Below are 19376 nucleotides of genomic sequence, written 5' to 3'. Positions count from 1 at the left end.
CTACCCGGCGGGAACGACATCCCGGTAGGAACGACAGCCCGACAGGCACCGCAGCCCGACGGAAACCGCGAAGGGCGTCCACCGCGGGCATCGCGTGCCTGCGGCGGACGCCCTTCGCGGCGAGCCGGCGGAACTGTGTGACTGACGGCGCCGCGGTTCCGCGGAACCGCGGCGCCGTGGACGCACGGGTCAGGCCGTGACGGGTGGTACTCCCTTTGTCAGCTCGTCGACGCGGGCCACGTTCTCGTCGATCGTGCTCTTGGTCCGCGGGACGTAGTGCGCGTCGAAGGCGATCTCCTCGCCGTTCTCCATGTAGTAGCGCATGAACGCGGCGGTCGCGGGCTTCTGCAGCGAGTCCTTACGGGCGTAGACGAACACCGGCTTGCACAGCGGGAGGTAGAAGCCCGTTCCGGCCGTCACCGCGTTCGGCTCGACACATCCCTCGCCGTTGTCGATCTCCAGGCCCCTCAGTCGGGGCCCGAAGGTCTCGAACGTCGGGAAGTCCAGGAAGCCCATGGCCAACCGGTCACCGGCGACGTCGTTCGCGACCCCGCTCAGGTCGGTCTCCTGGTACTGCCGGGACCGGGAGCTGGAGTCGTTCACCGTCGAGTTGAACACCTGCGCCTGGACGGTGTTCCGGGTCGGCCCCACGAACGTGATCGGCTCGTCCGGGAAGGACGGGTCGATCTGGTTCCACCGGTTGATCGTCGAGCCGGCGTCCCAGACCTTGCGCACCTGGTCGAGGGTCATGCAGCGCGCCCAGGTGTTCTGCGGGTTCACCACGATCGGCAGTGTGTGGTGCGCGACCTCGAACCCGACGATCTGGTCGGCGCAGCCGGGGTCCTTCGAGAAGGACGGGTCGAACTCGAAGGACGCGCCGGCGATGTCGGCGCCACCCGCGCAGAGCTTGGCGAAGCCGTCCTCCGTCGTCGACGCCTCGACGTTCACGGTCACGTTCTGCTGAACCTTGCGGAACCCGGCGTAGGCGGTCTCGGTGATCGGCGCGACCTCGCTGGAGCCCGCGACGAGCACCGTGTTGGGTCCGGGTGTCGGGGCCGCGGGCGGCGCGGTCGTCGCCGCGGGCGGCTGCAGCGTGGCGGCGGGCGCGGCGATCGGCACGATGCCGTTGGACGGCGTGTCGTCGCCGCCTCCGGTCAGCACGATGCCCAGGGTGGTGCCGGCGGCGACGAAGACGATCGCGGCCACGGCCGCGGCGATCGTCGCGCGGGACCAGCCGCCGAACAGCCCGCCGCGCGGGACGGCCCGGGTGCCGGCGGAGCTCCCGCCGAACGTTCCGGCCTGGGACGGTGTCGGCCCGGCCGACTGAGGATCACCGCCGCCGGCGGTCCCAGCGATCCCGGTGACTCCGGTGACTCCGGTGGCCGCAGGCGCTCCTGTCGTCCCGGGGTCGCCGGGCGCGCCGACCGCCTGGGTGCGGTCGCCGCCGGCCGACGAGCCGGCCGCCACGGTGTACGCGGCGTCGCCGTACGGGTACGGGCTGCTCCCCCAACCGCCCTGGTACCCCGCGCCGGCCGGCTCCCCGGTGGACGTCGCGCCTGTGGACGTCGGCCCGGTGGGTGGCGGGGCCGTGGTGGGTGGCGGTGTTCCGTGGCCGCCGCGGGAGATCAGGGTGTCGTCCGCCGAGCCGCCGTGGTGGCCGATCGCCGTGGCGTCGGGGTCGGCGGCGGGCGGCTGTCCCGTCCGGTCGGGCCATGAGGTGTAGCCCAGGCTGGAGGCGCTGACGCCGGCGGCCGCTCCCCCGAACACCGCCCCGCCGGGGGGAACCGGCCCGCTGGACGTGTCGCCGTCACCGGCGGCCGGCCCGCCGGTCGACGCCACGGCGCCGGGCGGCACCGACCCGACCGGCGGGACCGACCCGACCGGCGGGACCGGGCGCAGGGGCGGGACGGAGCTCAGCGGCGGCGCGGAGAGGATCGGCGGGCTGCTGTCCGGCGGCCGGATGACCGAGGTGACCTCCTCGCGGGAGGACTGGGCGGCCAGCCGCGCGGCGATCAGCGCCGCGCCCGTCGCGATGTCGTCGTCCGAGCCGTACTCCCACCGGCCGACGCTCGGGAACGCCGCCCGCATCTGGGCGGCGACGATCGGCATCCGCGCCGCGCCGCCGTAGAGGAGCACGGAGGAGAGATCCTCGGGGGTCGCCTCGCCCGTTCGGAGGGTCCGCCGGAACGCCCGGACCGTGTCGTCGACGACCGGCGCGACGAGGGTCTCAAGATCCGCGCGGCGCAGCACCACCGACGTCGCGGGCAGGCCGGGGAGCGCGAGGGCGACCTCGATCTCGTCCTCCTCCGCGAGGTACTCCTTCGCCTGGGCGCACTCCTCACGCAGCCGGGCGAGTGCCGCGGTGACCGCGGGATCGGAGCGGTCGAGCCGCTCCCGGCTGGCGCCGGCCTCGGCCAGCACCCGCTCGACCAGCAGCTCGTCGAAGTCGGCCCCGCCGGCGTGGTTCGCCCCGACCGATGTGCCCAGCTGCTGGAACCCGAACGGGCTGAACGACAGCACCGCCGCGTCGAAGTGCCCGGCGCCGAAGTCGTAGACGCCGACGAGGTCGACCGTGCGGGTCCCCGAGCGGCGGGCGAGCAGGGTGCCGATCGCGTCGGCGGCCGCGCAGGTCGCGACGGGTGCCGAGACGTCCGAGAGGTGGCTGACGGCGGAGGCGAACACCTCGCGGCGGTGCGCGGGCCAGGAGGCGGGATGCGCGACGACGATCTGCTCGGGCTCCTCCCCCCGGGCCGCGACGACCTGCCCGACCAGGTGGCCGACCAGCCGGGCGAGCAGCCCGTCCGGGCTGTAAGCAGCGCCGCCGACCAGCAGGTGGCCGGGCTCGCCGAGCCGCCGCAGGAACCCCCGGGCGGCCCGGTCGGGATCGGTGCGGGCCCGCCTCTCAGCCGAGCGCCCGAACAGCACACCGCCCGTCTGGGGCATGTACAGGACGGACGGCACGGCTCGGGCGCCGCCCAGGGTCAGCACGGCGGGCCAGCCCCCGTCCGTGGCGGCGACGACTGTGGTGGCCGATCCGACGTCGATGCCAAGCTGGTAGCCCACTGGTCCTCCGGGTATGCTCGTTCGCCGCCCGTCACGGCAGGCGATGCACGCCGCGCGGTCCCCCCCGACCCGCTCTCAACTCCACCCGACACGGTCGATGCGCGAACGGGTCGTTTAACAGTCAACGAACAGGCCGACCGGCACATCGTAGGCGTACAGACCGACGTTGCTCTATCCGGTAGCGGACACCGTTGCAGCACGCTGTATCAGGTGGCGATAGCGCCGTCCCGGTTCGTCGGCGCCGACGAGCCGAACCGACGCACCCGAGTGACGATGAGACTCGGGGAACACGCACAGGCCCAGACCAACGCTCCCGACAGGCCCGCACCGGCGGGGGTCGCCGAACCCGGACATCACAGGTGCTCAAGCTCCAACCGGGTCGGCACGGTGATGGCCCCCACCTCAGGTGTTCAGATGCTCGACGAAGATCCCGATGAGCAACCGCCCTTGAGTTCGCTCATCACCCGGGTGAAAATGAATCCTGTTCCGATGTGGCTCGATCTTCGAATGCCACTCGCAGCGGAAGTCCTGGCCGTCGTAGACGGCATCGCGTTCTCTCATCAGTTTCTTCGACGCCCTGGTGTTACCTTCGATACTTACCGGCACACCCAGCCGAGCACTTATCCGCGCCGAGTTTCCATGGAACTCGACGTAGAGATCAGCGAACTGATCGTTGAGTGCGGCGAGGTGTCGTACTACCGCGTCACGGTTTACATATCCGCCGGCGAAGCGCCGGAAGGCTAATTTCTCGGCAAAACACAACGCCGGGAAGGCTTCGGCCGCAAGACCGAAGAAATCGGCCTCGGCCACGTCGTCCAGCGCGAAGAGCGATCGCAGGAATCGCCGGAGATCCGCATCCACGACGATGAAACAGAGATCCACGGCCACCTCGCCGGCCGCAGCCACCGGCAGCCAGCCGTGCCGGTCAGCCCACGGCGTCGCGACCACGGCTGTCGCTCGGCCTTCCGCAGCAAGCTGCAGCGCCCTGCCCACACCAAGACTTTCATATGTGACGCCGCCGACCGACACGGCCCCCTCCACCGCGACAGCCGGATCCTCATCCCACGCGACGCACTTGTCGAACGCTTGCAGCAACCGAACACGGACATCACGGTCGATGAATCCCGCCGAGGCGAGCACCGTCACGAGGTCATGACCTGGCTGGATCTCCAGCCCAGGCCACCCGGCGAGCAGCCCGACCGGCTCACCCATCGAGCGCAGCTCGCTGAGGATCTCAGCCAGCCCCTCGAGGTCCCGCTCGACCTGCCGCCAGGCGAGATCGCCGGGAGAGCACAGGGACTGTTCGTCGATGAAATATCTCATCGTCCGCCGCGCAGTCGGGCGAGCTTTGCGAGATCAATCTCTCCCTGATCGAAGAAACCCGGCGGCCAGTCAGAGAGCCGCCCCCCGCCCAGCACCTCGATCACAGAGTTCGCACCGGCACCGAAATAGTGGATGACGGCGTCTTCGGCCGACAGTATGTCACCTTCGGCCAGCGCGAGTCGGATCCCGTTCACAACGTGGTCGCTGTGCGTCTCAACCAGGGTCTGGACGCCGGCCCCGGCGAGCCGGACCAGAAAGCGACCCATCTCTGACTGACCCGCCGGGTGTAGGTGCGCCTCAGGGTTCTCGACGATGAAGAGATGGCCCGCGCGCGCGGTGAGTCCGGCGACGCACACAGGCAGAGCATAAGAGATGCCGAAACCCACGTTCGCGGGCCGCAACGCGGAGGACAGCAGGTCACCGGGCTCACGAAACCGCACCATCGCCGCGTTGGTGTTGGGAAGCCACGTCGCCTCCACACTGATGGGACGGGTCATCGCGGACAGCCAGCGGCCGGCTTGCCCGCCGATGGTGATCGCGTCCCGATCCTGTGTCGTCGGGTGCAGGAGAACGCCGGCCACCGGGTTACGCTCGTGCTGCGCGAGAACGTGTGCCGCGAACTGGCCCTGATGACCCACACGAAGCCGGCCCTCCGCGGAGGCCGTCACGTCAAGAAGATCACGAGGGCCGAGCCGTTCGGCGCAGAGGTAGGTGTCGAGTGGAACACGACCGTCCGGCGGCCCGTCCAAAACCTGCCGGAACAGATGTACGGACCGATCATCAGGAACTCTGAGTACCAGCCGAGCCTCCGAATCACCCGACCGCCGCGTCACAGTGATCATTTCATCGGTCGCGCCCGAGTGCAGGACATCGGCGGCCTCTCCCAGCGCAAGTCCGTGCGGGCCGTTCAAAGGGACCGACGGCCCGTCGCCGTTCTCTGCCAGGTCGGCCAGCAGCAGCGCTTGTATGATGGTGCTCTTCCCTGCGCTGTTAAGACCGGTCAGCACCGTCAGCGGCCGCAGGTCGATCGTCATACGGGAGAACGCCTTAAAGTTCTCGATTCCCAGCTGTTCGAGCACTTCAGACTTCCTCGATGATTTCGCGAGTCACGGCGAATCGGTTCCTGACACGCCTCCGGTCACCCGTCGAGGTCGAGATCGCCGCGATGTAGACCTCGTTCTCAGCCATGGCCCGACGCGCGTCTTCGCGGATTTCGAGCCGCTGCGACTCGGACCTCAAGGTCCCGAGTCGAGCCAGCTCCACAGTCCAGCACTCGAACAGCGCCCGGTTGAACGGGTTGCGCCGCTCGTCACCTTCGGGCCACTTTCGGAAAGCGTTCTCCCCAAAGATCTCGATACTGTTCCGGAGACCGGTCACAAATGCGGACCCGATCTCACGAAGCTTCTCCTCGGTGACGAGCTTTGGATTGTCAAGAGCATCCGTCACCTCCCAGAGAAATGCATCCATGGGAGCTTCGTATCTTTCTGGACCGAACAGCCAGAATGCGCAGAAACGCAGGACGACCTCACGATCGATCATCCGTCGCTGCGATTCCAGAGCGCCCGCAGTCGCCCGGCCGAACTCCGGAGCCGCAGTGAGAAAACGTAGGAAGTCGCGGCTACGCGCGAGGCTCATACAGTGGCGGATCTCCTGCGCATTCAGCGGAGTTCCACCGGTGTTGATTCTCTTGAAGATGTCGTACATGACGAGTCGCGGAGTCGATGGGTCGATGACGTGCGCGACGATCTGCGTGTTATAGAGGCGACGCTGCCACGGCAGCGGTAGATCATCGAACCGCTTCCCCACGATGTCATCGATGTACTCGAGTCCAGCGAGGGCGAAAGCGCTGCCAGGACCACCGCGAACAAAATCGTAGACGGTTGTAAGTCGCTGCACACCGTCCACCACTCGAAGGGTACCGTCTCGATCCTCGGCGAAGTAGAAGGCAGGGAGCGGGATCTGAAGTAGGACGGATTCGATCAGACTGGATTTCTGCGCCGACTTCCAGACCTTCAGGCGCTGAAAATCCGGGGCAAGGTCCAACGACCCTTCGTCAATGGCATCCAGCATGTTGCGCAGAGAGAAGCTCTTGGTGCCGACCCTGATGCTTTCCGGATTCCAAGGCCGATCTATGTCCTGCGGCTCGTCGTCCTGCTCCGCCTCCACGTCAAGCGGGACGTTGCCCTCGTGTTCCACGAGGAAGTCAAGTCCGCGCCTACCACTCACCGCGGGATCGTCGCTGACGCCCCCGGAACCGTCGCCCATACCGTGTGACTCCTCCACGACCAGTCCTGCTGCGCGCTGAGCGTACGCGGGTCGCAGCGTAGGAACGCCTAACGTGCAACCTGACCACACGCAGAGGGGCGACCATCTCGACGATGCGCCATGACCGCTTTCGATGAGAAGGATCAGCCCGTGACACAGACCGCCGACTTCCTTACGATCCGTACTCTATCGCTCGAAGGCCCGCAGGATCGCGTCGGCGGCGAGCGTCGGCGTCAGCTCGCCGTCCTCGACCTGGCGTTCCAGGCCGCCGATCAGGTTCGCGACCCGCGGGTCGTCGTGCAGGCGGGACAGCAGGCGATCGTGCACCATCGCCCACATCCAGTCGACCTGCTGGCGGCGGCGGCGGGTGGCGAGCTCGCCGGAGGCGTCGAGGGTGTCCTGGTGTTTGAGGACCTGCGCCCAGACCGTGTCCAGGCCGGTGCGTTCCGCGGCGCTGCAGGTCAGCACCGGGGTCTGCCACTCCCGCGCGCCGCCCTGTAACAGCCGGATCGCCCCGGCCAGCTCACGCGCGGCGCGGCGCGCGTCGAGCTCGTGCGGCCCGTCCGCCTTGTTGACGGCGATGACGTCCGCCAGCTCCAGGACGCCCTTCTTGATGCCCTGAAGCTGGTCGCCCGTCCGGGCCAGGGTCAGGAACAGGAAGGTGTCGACCATGTCGGCGACCGTGGTCTCGGACTGGCCGACCCCGACCGTCTCGACAAGCACCACGTCGTACCCGGCGGCCTCCATGATGACCATGGCCTCGCGGGTGGCCTTGGCGACGCCGCCGAGGGTCCCCGCGGTCGGTGAGGGCCGGATGAACGCGGCCGGGTCGGCGGACAGGGCCTCCATCCGGGTCTTGTCGCCGAGGATGCTCCCGCCCGTGCGGGTGGACGACGGGTCGACCGCGAGCACCGCCACCTGGTGCCCGGCCGCGGTGAGCGTCGTGCCGAGCGCGTCGATGAACGTCGACTTGCCGACCCCGGGGACGCCGGTGATCCCGACCCGGCGGGCCTTCCCCGCGTGCGGGAGCAGGGCCACCAGCAGCTGCTGGGCCGCCTCCCGGTGGTCGGCGCGGGTCGACTCGACCAGCGTGATGGCGCGCGCGACCCACATCCGCGACGACGCGAGGACACCGTCGACGTACGCGGCGACGTCGACGGGCCGGCGGGCCAGTGCGGTCAAGACGCCGTGGTGTGGCCGAGCTGGTCGGACAGCGTGGCCAGCAGCTCGATCGCCGCGTCCGCGATGACCGTGCCGGGTGGGAAGATCGCGGCGGCGCCGGCGGCGCGCAGCGCGTCGAAGTCCTGCGGCGGGATGACCCCGCCGACGACGACGAGGATGTCGTCGCGCTCGAGCGCCGCCAGCTCCTCCTTCAGCGCCGGGACCAGCGTGAGGTGCCCGGCGGCGAGCGAGGACACGCCGATGATCTGGACGTCCGCCTCGACGGCCTGGCGGGCCACCTCGGCGGGCGTCTGGAACAGCGGGCCGACGTCCACGTCGAAGCCGATGTCGGCGAAGGCCGTGGCGATCACCTTCTGGCCGCGGTCGTGCCCGTCCTGGCCCATCTTCGCGACGAGGATCCGTGGACGCCGGCCCTCGGCCCGCTCGAAGGCCGCCGCGGCCTCGCGGGCGGCGACGATGTTGCCGGCCGGCCCGGCCTCATCCCGGTACACACCCGAGATCGTACGGATCTGACCGGAGTGCCGCCCGTACACCTTCTCCAGGGCGTCGGAGATCTCACCCACGGTCGCCTTGGCTCGGGCGGCGTCGACTGCCAGCGCGAGCAGGTTGTGCCCCAGGTCGGACGGCCGGCTGCCCTCACGGGCGGCGTCGGCCGCGGCGGTCAGCGCGTGCAGCGCCGACTCGACGGCGGCGGTGTCACGCTCCTCACGCAGCCGGCGCAGCTTCTCGATCTGACCGACCCGGACCGCCGAGTTGTCGACCTTCAGGACGTCGATGGCCTCGTCCGCGGCCACCCGGTACTTGTTGACCCCGACGAGCGGCTGGCGGCCGGCGTCGATGCGGGCCTGGGTGCGGGCCGCCGCCTCCTCGATGCGCATCTTCGGGATGCCGGCGTCGATCGCCTGCGCCATCCCGCCGGTCGACTCGACCTCGGTGATGTGCGCCCAGGCCTTGCGGGCCAGGTCGTAGGTGAGCCGCTCGACGTAGTGGCTGCCGCCCCACGGGTCGACCACCCGGGTGGTGCCGGACTCCTGCTGGAGCAGGAGCTGGGTGTTGCGCGCGATGCGGGCGGAGAAGTCGGTGGGCAGCGCCAGCGCCTCGTCGAGGGCGTTGGTGTGCAACGACTGGGTGTGTCCCTGGGTGGCGGCCATCGCCTCGACGCAGGTGCGCACGACGTTGTTGAAGACGTCCTGGGCGGTCAGCGACCATCCGGAGGTCTGCGAGTGCGTCCGCAGCGACGTCGAACGGGCGCTGGTCGGGCCGAACTGGTTCACCAGCCGCGCCCACAGCAGGCGCGCCGCGCGCATCTTGGCGACTTCCATGAAGAAGTTCATGCCGATCGCCCAGAAGAACGACAGCCGGGGGGCGAAGGCGTCGATCTCCAGGCCGGCACCCAGACCCGCCCGGATGTACTCGACGCCGTCCGCCAGCGTGTAGGCGAGCTCCAGGTCGGCGGTCGCGCCCGCCTCCTGCATGTGGTAGCCGGAGATGGAGATCGAGTTGAATCGCGGCATCCGCTTCGAGGTGTACGCGAAGATGTCCGAGATGATCTGCATCGACGGCTGTGGCGGGTAGATGTAGGTGTTGCGGACCATGAACTCTTTGAGGATGTCGTTCTGGATGGTGCCGGCGAGCTGCTCCGGTGCCACCCCCTGTTCCTCGGCGGCGACGATGTACAGCGCCAGGATCGGCAGCACCGCGCCGTTCATGGTCATCGACACGCTCATCCGGTCCAGCGGGATGCCGTCGAAGAGCTGGCGCATGTCGTAGATCGAGTCGATGGCCACGCCGGCCATGCCCACGTCGCCGGTGACCCGCGGGTGGTCGCTGTCGTACCCGCGGTGGGTCGGCAGGTCGAAGGCCACCGAGAGGCCCTTCTGGCCGGCGGCCAGATTGCGCCGGTAGAAGGCGTTCGACTCGGCCGCGGTGGAGAACCCCGCGTACTGGCGGATCGTCCACGGCTGGGTCACGTACATCGCCGGGTACGGGCCGCGCAGGTAGGGGGCGATGCCCGGGTAGGTGCCGAGGAAGTCCAGGCCGGCCGTGTCGGCCGCGGTGTACAGCGGCTTCACCGCGATGCCCTCTGGGGTGTCCCAGGTCAGGGCGTCGGAGTCCTTGCCGGTGGCCTGCTCGAGCGCGACCCGCCACTGGGACTCGTCGGCGTCCGCGCCGCTGGGTGCTCCGAGCGCGATCTCGGCGAAGTCGGGGATCGATGACATCAGGCCACTCCCGCCTCTGCGAGGGTCGTCCGCAGCACCTCGACGGCGTTGCAGCCGGTGAAGACGTACCCGCTCACGCCCGCCGCGGCGTCGGTCTCCGCGCGTGAGCCGGCCTTGCCGGCCAGCCAGACCCGTGTGGCCCCCGCCGCGTGCAGCGCCTCGGCCACCGGGGCCGCCCACTCGGCGTACACCTTGTCCCCCGAGCACAGGCAGGCGACCTTCGCGCCGGACGCGGTGAACGCGGCCGCGATCGCGGCCGGATCCGTGCCCGGGCCCGATTCGGGCGTGGCCAGGCCGCCGGCCTGGAACAGGTTCGCGGCGAAGGTCGCGCGGGCGGTGAACGCCGAGGCCCCGCCGATGGTGGCCAGGAAGACCGCGGGCCGGGCGCCGGTGGCGGCGGCGTGCGCGTCCGACCGGGCGCGCAGCGCCTCGTAATCCTGGTCGTAGGTGACGGTCGGCAGCCCGTGGCCGCCACCGGCCTCGGTCGTGCCGGTCGCGGCCGTGGCGCCGGACGGGCCGGCCTCCGCCGGGGCGGGCGGCCGCTCGGGGAGCTTCTCACCCAGGTTGGGGAACTCGCTGACGCCGGTCAGCGGATCACGCCGGTGCGCGATCGCGTCCGCACGGGCCGCCCAGGTCGCGGCCAGGCGGGCCCGCAGCGAGCCGTCCGCCAGCGTGGCCGCGATCCCGCCGGCGCGCTCGATCTCGGTGAAGACCGCCCACGCCGCCTCGGCGAGGGAGTCGGTGAGCGACTCCACGTACCAGGAGCCACCGGCCGGGTCGATCACCCGGATCAGGCTCGACTCCTCCTGCAGCAGCGTCTGCGTGTTCCGCGCGATCCGACGGGCGAAGTCGTCGGCGAGCCCGAGCCTGATGTCGAAGGGCAGCACGGTGACCGCGTCCGCGCCGCCGACCCCCGCCGCGAAGCAGGCCACGGTGGTGCGGAGCATGTTCACCCAGGGGTCCCGGCGGGACATCATCGCGGACGAGGTGACCGCGTGCTGGCGCTGCACCCGCTCCGCGGGCGCGGCACCGCACACCTCCGCCACCCGGGCCCACAGCCGCCGCGCCGCCCGCAGCTTGGCGATCGACAGGAACTGGTCGGCGCTCACCGCGTAGCGGAACTCGAGCTGGCCGAGGGCCTCGGCCACGCCCAGCCCGGCGTCGGTCAGCTCGCGCAGGTAGGCCACACCTGTCGCCAACGAGGCGCCGAGCTCCTCGGCGTCGCTCCCGCCGGCGTCGTGGTACGGCCGGGCGTCGACGACCAGCGTCCGCAGGCGTGGGTACTCGGCGGCGACGCGCGGGGCGAGCGCGCGGGCCACGCTGAAGTCCGGCGCCGCCCCGGTGCGCGCCGCGAGCCCCAGCGGGTCCGCGCCGAGCACGCCGGTGAGCTGGGACGCCGGAACACCCCGCTCGTCGGCCAGCGCCAGGAACGCGGCGGCCGCCTCACCGGTGAGCGCGCCCGCGTCCAGGACGACCGGAGCGAGGTCGAGGTAGACATCCCGCAGGACCTCGGCAAGCCCGTCGAGAGGCAGGCCCGCCGGACCGAGCCGCAGCCACAGCGAGGTGACGCCGTTCTCCAGGTCGGCGAGCACCGCCTGACCGCCGGCCTTCGGGTCGGGGTGGGCGTGCAGCGCACGGACGTCCCAGCCGTCGGTGTTGGCGCCCTGTGGCCGGCCGCCGCGGACGAACGGCGCCAGCCCCGGCAGGCCCGCGCCGGCCGCGCCGGCGGCGTCCGCCGCGTCGTAGAGCGGACGGATGCGGATGCCCTCGTAGGTCGAGGTCGCGATCAGCTCCTCGGCCTCACCCGGAGCGGTGTCCTCGCCCGCAACCCCCGACTTTCGCAGCACCCCGAGGACCAGCCGCCGCCAGTCGTCCCTCGTCGAGTCCGGAAAATCGGCGGCGAGCGCCAGCTCCACCGGTGGAACGGTCATGGGACGGATCGTAGGGGCCCGCGGCCCCACGAGCCCGGATTGTTCCTCCCGTCACAGCTTCCCGGGCCGGTCACGGGCCTGCCGCCAGCCATCCGGTGACCGCGGCGACGACCTTCGTCGGTGTACGAAGCACGTCGGCCCAGGTGACCCGCCGGACCCGCCATCCCAGGTCCAGCAGCTGGTTCTGCCGCTCGCGGTCCCGGTGAAGAGCCGACGGAAGCTCGTGGACGGCACCGCCGTCCGCCTCGACATCGAGCATCGCGCCGGGCCAGGCGAGGTCGAGCCGGGCCAGGACCCGCCCGGTACCGTCCGTGACGGGCCACTGGATGCGCGGCGGAGGCACACCGGCGTCGTGGAGCAGGAGCCGCAGGCGGGTCTCGAGCACGGACTCCGCCCGCCCGTCCGCGAGCGCCCAGTAGGAGGCCACCCGGCGGGCACCGGGGCGCTTCACGCAGGCCGCGATCACCCCGTCCAGCCCTGTCACCAGCCGGCGGCGCAACGCGGCGTCGATCATCGCGACCGCGTCCTCGCGTGAACCGGCCAGGACGAGGTCCGCGAGGGTCCGGTCCGGACCGGTGACGGGGATTCCGTCGAGCTCGACCAGATCGCCGACCGCGACCGGCCCGAAGTGGCTGACCGTCCCCTCCATCTGCCTCCGGGAACCGTGCACCGGCAGCCGGAGGTGCACCGGCTCGTCGTCGGCGGGCCACGGAAGCCCTTCGAAGCCCAGCAGCCGGCCAGCCGTCACGCCACACGCCACCGCGCCGGGACGCGCCGGGACGCGCCAGCAGCGTGGCGCGAACACGCAGCCGAAACGGCAACCGGGCCTTCGCGGTCGGGTCGGTGAAATTGGCGGCCGGCCAGGATGTCGCTAGCCTTCCGGGTTTTCCGGAGGGGAACCTCCTTGCCCTTTGGTAACCACCTCGCCCTTTCGGGGCTGAATCCCGGATTATTCCGCCCCAAAAGGGCGAGAAAGCCGGTAGAGGGCGAGCAGTCGCGGCGGCTACCACGCGCCTCCGAGCGATACTCAGAACACGCCTGGTTCACGGGGCTACCGGCCACCCGGCGCGACCTCGATCGGCGATTACCCGCCACCGGACGCGATTTCGATCAGCGTCACCAGCCACCGGGCACGACCCCGTCAGCCGCGGATCAACAGGACCACAGCCACCACCAGACCGAGCACGATCACAGCAGCGCGCAGGGCTGGCGCGGGAAGCCGTCGGGCGACCCGCGCGCCGAGGACCCCACCGACCGCCGACGTCACGACAAGGATTCCGGCGTAGGCCCAGGACACCTGAGCGGTGACGAGGAAGACCACGACGCCGATCGCGTTCACACCGAACGAGAGCAGGGTCTTGAGGGCGTTCGTCCGCTGGAGCTCGTCGACCAGCAGGATTCCGAGAACGCCGAGCAGAACCACACCGAGCCCGGCCCCGAAGTAGGAGCCGTACGCCCCCGCGGTGAACACCCCGATCCGGGTGGGCCAGGTAACAGCCCCGACGGACGACTCGACACCGACCAGCCCGCCGGGCGTCTGCCGGGGGGTGGTCGCCAGCGCGGCTGCCCGGCGGCGGGCGACGAGCGAGGCCAGCCTCGACTGCACGGCCAGGAGGAGGCAGGCCACGATCACCAAAAACGGCACGGCGGACCGGAAGCCGTCCGACGGGGTCAGTAGCAGGACGACCGCGCCGACCAGGCCGCCGAGCATCGCCGGTGGGCCGAGTGCCTTCAGCCTGGACGTCTGTCCGGCCAGTTCTCGCCGGTAGCCCAGGGCCCCGCCCGCGTACCCGGTGACGAGCCCGGCCGAGGAGGTGATGTTGGCGGTGAGGGCGGGCAGGCCGGTGGCGAGCAGCGCCGGGAACGCGATCAGGGTGCCGCCGCCCGCCACGGCGTTCACGGCCCCCGCGAGCAGGCCGGCCCCGGCGACGAGAACAGCGTCGGCTGGTCCCACCTGTCCTCCGTCTGGTCGTGACAAGCCGCTGGTCCGCCGGAACGCCACCGGGCGCGCCGGGCTGGAGACGACAAAATCACGTTCGTCCGGACAGGTGGCCGCTGCCAGGAATTGCGGCCCAGGTCACGGCGGCCGAACAGGGCCGAGGGAGCCGGTCCGGGCAGTCACCGATCACCGCGTTCCCGGCGACCGACTATCGACTCCTGGCTCCCCCGACCAGCGGCCGCGGGCCCGCGACGGTCAGAGGTCGAACTCCTCCGGGTTGATCCCCACCGCGAAGCACGCCTCGCGGACGATCGCCTGCTCGGTCTTGTCGAAGTTGCCGTCGGCGCCGCCGATGACGATGCCGATCTGGATCACGGCGCGGGCCTCGGTCGGCTTCTTCTTGACCTTCCCGATCTCCTGGAGGATCGAGACCTTGCCGAAGTCGAAGTCGGCCTGCAGCTTGCCCAGGTAGTCGTTGAACCGCCGCTGGAGGTCGTCGGCCGCGAAGTTCGACAGCACGTCGTTGCCGACGATCAGCGACGCGACCCGCTGCCGCTCGGCGGGGTCGACGCTGCCGTCCGACGCGGCCACGAGCGCGCACATCGCCATGCTCGCGTCGCGGAACGCGCCGCTCTTGAGGTCGTTCTTCTTCGCGTTGAGCTGCACCTGCATGCTCTGCGCGGACTGTCGTAGCTGGTTCCAGATCGGCACCTGTGCTCCTTTGCCGGTGGCGTGTCCGGTGTCACGAGGATCCCGGCGTCTTCCGCTCACGAAGGTCGCGGGGCCGTACGCACCCGACCGGAGTCGGGCGTGCCGGGTCGGTTCAGGCCCGGCCCGGGACCGGGCCTGAACCAGACAAGACTCCCACGAGTGAACGCGCGGACCGCGGACGACGCTCCCCACCCGACCCGTCCGCACGATTCGGCCGCGTTCGGCCCCGGCGGGGGCACCCGGCCGGGGCCGTCAGCGGACCAGCACCGTCGTTCCGATCGCACCGATACCCGACGCCCACAGCCAGTCCATCGCCTCGTTGGTGACCCGAACGCAGCCGTGGGACGCCGCGCGGCCCGGCACGGAAACGTAGCCGTGCACCGCGATCCCGTCGGTGTGGAAGTACTTCGGCCGGTACAGGCCGCCGAGCGGGCCCGGGTCCACGCCGTCGACCTGCCGGTACACATGCCAGGTACCCCGCGGGGTGTCGGCGAGGAGGCGCTGGCCGCGCACCTCGTACCAGCGCTCCGTCCCGGTCGAGGTGTTGAGGATCTGGCGGACCGATCCGTCCTGGACGACGAGCAGCAGCTGGCGCGCGACATCGACCTCCAGCACCAGGCCCGAACCGGTGACGGCCAGCGGTCGGGGGCCCTGCCGGAGCGACGCCCAGGTGGCCGGGCCCACCAGGCCGTCCCGCTCCAGTCCGGCGACCTTCTGGGCGGCGAGGACGGCCTGCACCGTCAGGGCTCCGTAGATCCCGTTGGGCTCGCCGAGCCAGTAGCCCAGCTCGACCAGCCGTCGCTGGAGAGCGAGCACGGGCGCCCCCTGGTCACCCGGGCCGAGCAGTCCCGGAAGGTCCGTCCCGGCCGCGAGAACCGGCTCCGGCGGCTCTGGCGGTGCCGGCGGTGCGGGTGGGCCGGGCAGGGCGGGTGGGCCGGTTGACGGGGGTGCCGGTGCGGCCGCGCCGCTCGTCGCCCAGGCCGCCGCCAGGGCGTGGCCACCGAGGCCGGGACCGGCGGGTACTCCCACCAGCACGGCGGACATCACCAGTGTGCCGGTCGCTGATCTGGCGTGTTCGAAACGGCGAGATCTGCACCGAGGATCCATACCACCCATAGCCGTATATTGCCTTGCGCGCAGTAAACATCCCCCGGCGGGGACGTCTCATCTCCCGTACCGACAATGCACGGCCTGTCATTCAGAATTATGAATCAGCCAGATAGCCTCCGGCATTAGCCGCAAAGCGGTCAGTTGACGGCGTTCAACCGGTCGACCGCGGCGGCGGCGTCACCGATGTTGACGAAATCGACCGCGACGAAGGTGGGGCGCCGGCCCTGTTCGGTCTCGCACTGCCTGGACCGCGTGAGGATCCGGTCGGCACGGTTCGCGACCACGGCGGCCTGCCGGCTGGGCGCCGCGTCCGTCACCCAGTTGTTGAGCAGGAGCAGCGGCGATCCCGCGGCTCCCCGCAGGCGGGCGCAGCCGGTCAGTTTCTCCGGGGAGTCCACCGAGAACGGGGTGTCCGACGCGTAGCGGTAGAAACTGCGCAGGAATGTCCCGGGCATGTCCTGGCTCTCGGTGAAGACGACGAGGCGCCGGCCGGACTCGACCATCTCCCGCAACGTGGGCCACTCGCCGTCCTGATCGGCCGGCGGGGTGGCGACGATGCGGGACAGGCCGGCCTGCGCGACGGCGCCGGCGATCTCCGGCGCGGGCACCTGATCCTGAATGATCAACGTCACCACCTCGGTGGGGTTTCGGTCCATCCAGTCCCGGACCTGGCCGAGTTCCGCGGTCAGGTCGAGCGCCCCGAGCTGGCACAGGTTGTGGCACAGCCACAGCCCCGGCCGGGCCGACCGGGCGTTGCGGGTCAGCGGCTCGATGGCCGTGCGGGTAGAGGGCGGCAACGTCTCGAGGACGGCGTCCACCTGCTCGGGCGTCGTCCAGTGGTGGACGTCGAGCAGCAGGGCGCGCACCCCGAGGTCGAGCTGGTGCACCAGCGACGGGTCCTGGGTCGGGCCGAGGAAGCGGTCCTCGCTGGTCGCCATCGCGTTGTGGGTGGCCAGGTAGGTCACCTCGTCGTACCGGCTGTCGCACAGGCGGATCTGGCTGTTACACAGCTCCCGCGCGTTCGCCGCGGCACCGGGGAAGGCGACCCAGGTCAGCGCGATCATCATCGGGGCGGCCACGGCGAAGCCGGCGGCGAGGCGGCGGCGCCGGCCGGCCCGGCCCCAGCGCGCGGAGAGTGCCACGAGCAGCGCGCCGCCGAGGATCGCCAGCCCCACCGCGAGCGTCCAGGCGACGATGCGCAGGTAATCGGACTCGATGTCGCCGTACGCGTGCCGCGAGAAGTCGGCGAGCACCGCGCCGGCGCCGGGCGGCAGCGGCCCACCGGGCTCCTCCAGGGCGAGCAGCGGGTTCGGCAGCAGCATCCGCAGCATCACGCCCAGGACGCCCGCCGCGACCCCGGCGACGACGACCGCCCCCGCCAGCGCCCGCATCCGGGACCGGCCGCGGGCGGCTGCCAGTGCGACGATCGCCACGCAGATCAGCCCGGCGAGGCCCAGCAGCGCCAGGCTGAGCCCGTCGAGCGCCGCCGAGACGTCGTGCAGCCTGGACACGGCGCTGATCGCGGGCTCGTCGCGCAGGTCGGAGAGGCGGACGCCCAGGTCGAGCACGGCGCCGTCGGTGAGGTGGGCGCGCATCTCGCCGACCGCCCGCTCGTCACCCTGGAACAGCAGCGGACCGACCCGGGCCAGCGCTCCGGCCACGTCACCGGAGCGCAGGTCCGCGCGCAGGGGGGCGGCCACCGCGTCGCGGTCCGCCGGCTTCAGCCGGCCGAGCACCGCCTCCACCACCCGGTCGGTGTCCTGCGCCGAGAGTTCCATGGTGGGCAGCGCGGTGGGCGGTCGACCGGCGACGATGTCGTCGAGCGCGTCGAGGACGGAGCGGGTGAACTGGGTGACCGACTCGACCTGGTAGCTCGTGCCGGTGCCGATCTCGCCCGCGATGTAGCGGTTGGCCAGGCCGGAGATGTTGCCGAAGATCGGGGTCAGGTCGACGCTGAACTCGATGTCGTCCTGGCGCGCGCGCAGGTAGTCGACGATGCGCTCGATCTGCTCGTCGGTCATCGCCTCCACCGTCGACGGCGGCAGCACCGTGCGCAGGTTCGCGGTGACCAGGGTGGGGTCGACGGGCAGGCCGGAGAGCAGGGATTCGACGGCGGGGTCGGGCAGCACCTCGGTGTAGAGGCGGTCGTAGGCGTTCGCCTCGGTGAGCGCCTGGGAGTAGAAGTCCGCACTCAGAACGGTCGTGCGCGAGGTGGCGAGCACGACGAAGGGCAGCCAGAGGAGCGCCAGCAACACGGCCAGCCCCCACTGGCCCGCCCGACGCCGGGGGCTGTCCCGCACGACCCGCCCGCCCGAGGCCCGGGACCGCCCGGCATCCGGGAGGCGGCCGGAACGCCACCCGCGTCTGGAGCGACCGGAGCCACCAGCGCCAGCGAAGCCGGCGGGGCTCGCAGAGTCCGGCGCGGCCGCGGACTCCGCGCCGGTCGCGCCAGCTGTGGAGGAGGGACCGCCGTCCCTGGGAGCGGGCAGGCCGTGCCTTACATCCGGGGCGGAACCCGCAGGACCCTCAGCTCCCGAGCCGGACATGGCCACCCACCGGCGAGCGCGCGCCCGGATCCCAGAACGCGCCGGCATCCCAGAACCCATCCGGCCATCCCCGACCTGTCACCGCATGCCGTCACTGACAGGTCCAATTTATCCCGCCACGGGATCTCTCGACCCGCCCGGACACCCGAAGGTCACGTCAGGGACGGGCCGCCCGCAACTCGGGATGGGCCGCCGCCGCGAGGATCTCCTCGATACGGGCGGCGACCTCGTCCGGCGTGCCGGTGCCGTCCACGGTGCGCAGGAGACCCTGCTCGGCATAGTGGCTGCGCAGCGGGGCCGTCTCCTCGGCGAACACCTTCAGCCGCCGCCGCGCCGTCTCCTGGTTGTCGTCGAGGCGGCCCTCGGACAGCGAGCGCCGGCCGATCCGGGCGAGCACCTCGGTCTCGTCGACGTCGAGGTCGAGGACCAGGTGGAGTGGCCCGCAGGTGGCGGTCAGCATGCGGTCGAGCGCCTCGGCCTGCGGCAGCGTCCGGGGGAAGCCGTCGAGCAGGAACCCCACCTCGCAGTCGATGCCGGTGGCGAGGCGCTCGGCGACCATGTCCAGGACGATCTCGTCCGGGACGAGCTCACCGGCCCGGACATAGTGCTCGGCCCGCCGGCCCAGCGGCGACCCGGCGGAGATCTGCTGGTCGAAGAGCTGACCGGTCGAGATCGCCGGCACGCCGTGGCGCGCGCTGATCCGCGCGGCCTGGGTCCCCTTGCCGGCGCCGGGCGGGCCAAGCAGCACGAGCCTCATGGCCTGCACGGTACCGGCTGGTTGGCTTCCAGTAGAGCCGCCGCGACGGTGAACCGGGGCAGACCGGACGCGACGCGAGCGAGTTCACCCAACGATCGACCTCCCCAACGGGTGAAATCCGCCCTGATCCACAACCAGGGACCCATGGACGGGTGGAGCCGGGTGGACGGGTCCAACGGCCTCACCCGGACCGGGCCGACGACGATCGAGCCCCGGGGGGGGGGGGGGGGCGCCGGGGGGGGGGGGCCGCCCCCCACGCCGGCCTTGACGCCGCCGGCCTCGTGTCGCTCGCCGAGATGATGTTCGCCTACATCGACGGGATCTCCGCCG

At 71.3% G+C, this 19376-nt stretch carries 13 protein-coding genes; all 13 read right to left on the bottom strand.

Features of this window, described 5'->3' with window-relative positions; translation table 11 throughout:
* Positions 1-189: 189 nt before the first annotated feature.
* On the bottom strand, positions 190-3063 hold the full coding sequence (locus tag MXD62_RS12900) for an Hsp70 family protein (protein WP_248829513.1): 2874 nt from the start codon (positions 3061-3063) through the stop codon (positions 190-192).
* A gap of 402 nt (positions 3064-3465) precedes the next feature.
* Positions 3466-4386, bottom strand: a complete 921-nt coding sequence (locus MXD62_RS12895; RefSeq protein WP_248829512.1) for a hypothetical protein — start codon at positions 4384-4386, stop codon at positions 3466-3468.
* Positions 4383-5465: a DUF3696 domain-containing protein gene (locus tag MXD62_RS12890; protein ID WP_248829511.1), complete on the bottom strand. Its 1083-nt coding sequence runs from the start codon at positions 5463-5465 to the stop codon at positions 4383-4385. The genes MXD62_RS12895 and MXD62_RS12890 overlap by 4 nt, the downstream gene beginning before the upstream one ends.
* Before the next feature lies 1 nt (position 5466).
* Positions 5467-6669 carry a DUF262 domain-containing protein gene (locus MXD62_RS12885; protein ID WP_248829510.1) on the bottom strand — a complete coding sequence of 401 codons (1203 nt, stop codon included), beginning with the start codon at positions 6667-6669 and terminating at the stop codon, positions 5467-5469.
* A gap of 168 nt (positions 6670-6837) precedes the next feature.
* On the bottom strand, positions 6838-7824 hold the full coding sequence (meaB, locus tag MXD62_RS12880; RefSeq protein ID WP_248829560.1) for a methylmalonyl Co-A mutase-associated GTPase MeaB: 987 nt from the start codon (positions 7822-7824) through the stop codon (positions 6838-6840).
* Positions 7825-7829: 5 nt separating this feature from the next.
* Positions 7830-10052, bottom strand: coding sequence for a methylmalonyl-CoA mutase (scpA, locus tag MXD62_RS12875; RefSeq protein ID WP_248829509.1), 2223 nt, complete (start codon positions 10050-10052; stop codon positions 7830-7832).
* Complete coding sequence (locus MXD62_RS12870; protein ID WP_248829508.1) at positions 10052-11983, bottom strand: methylmalonyl-CoA mutase subunit beta; 1932 nt, start codon at positions 11981-11983, stop codon at positions 10052-10054. Before MXD62_RS12870 ends, scpA begins: the two co-directional genes overlap by 1 nt.
* A gap of 70 nt (positions 11984-12053) precedes the next feature.
* Complete coding sequence (locus tag MXD62_RS12865) at positions 12054-12731, bottom strand: hypothetical protein (RefSeq protein ID WP_248829507.1); 678 nt, start codon at positions 12729-12731, stop codon at positions 12054-12056.
* Between the two features lie 393 nt (positions 12732-13124).
* Positions 13125-13937, bottom strand: a complete 813-nt coding sequence (locus tag MXD62_RS12860) for a sulfite exporter TauE/SafE family protein (RefSeq protein WP_248829506.1) — start codon at positions 13935-13937, stop codon at positions 13125-13127.
* Positions 13938-14177: 240 nt separating this feature from the next.
* Positions 14178-14633 carry a tellurite resistance TerB family protein gene (locus MXD62_RS12855; protein ID WP_248829505.1) on the bottom strand — a complete coding sequence of 152 codons (456 nt, stop codon included), beginning with the start codon at positions 14631-14633 and terminating at the stop codon, positions 14178-14180.
* A 252-nt stretch (positions 14634-14885) separates the two neighbouring features.
* Complete coding sequence (locus tag MXD62_RS12850; RefSeq protein ID WP_248829504.1) at positions 14886-15668, bottom strand: L,D-transpeptidase family protein; 783 nt, start codon at positions 15666-15668, stop codon at positions 14886-14888.
* Positions 15669-15880: 212 nt separating this feature from the next.
* On the bottom strand, positions 15881-18043 hold the full coding sequence (locus tag MXD62_RS12845) for a hypothetical protein (RefSeq protein ID WP_248829503.1): 2163 nt from the start codon (positions 18041-18043) through the stop codon (positions 15881-15883).
* Positions 18044-18446: 403 nt separating this feature from the next.
* On the bottom strand, positions 18447-19046 hold the full coding sequence (locus MXD62_RS12840; protein ID WP_248829502.1) for an adenylate kinase: 600 nt from the start codon (positions 19044-19046) through the stop codon (positions 18447-18449).
* Positions 19047-19376: the final 330 nt, after the last annotated feature.

Origin of the sequence: Frankia sp. Mgl5 (genome assembly GCF_023242985.1) — a bacterium.
Classification (GTDB): Bacteria; Actinomycetota; Actinomycetes; order Frankiales; family Frankiaceae; genus Parafrankia; species Parafrankia soli.
Note: the sequence above shows the minus strand (reverse complement) of the source record. Positions and strands in the feature narration are given on the sequence as shown.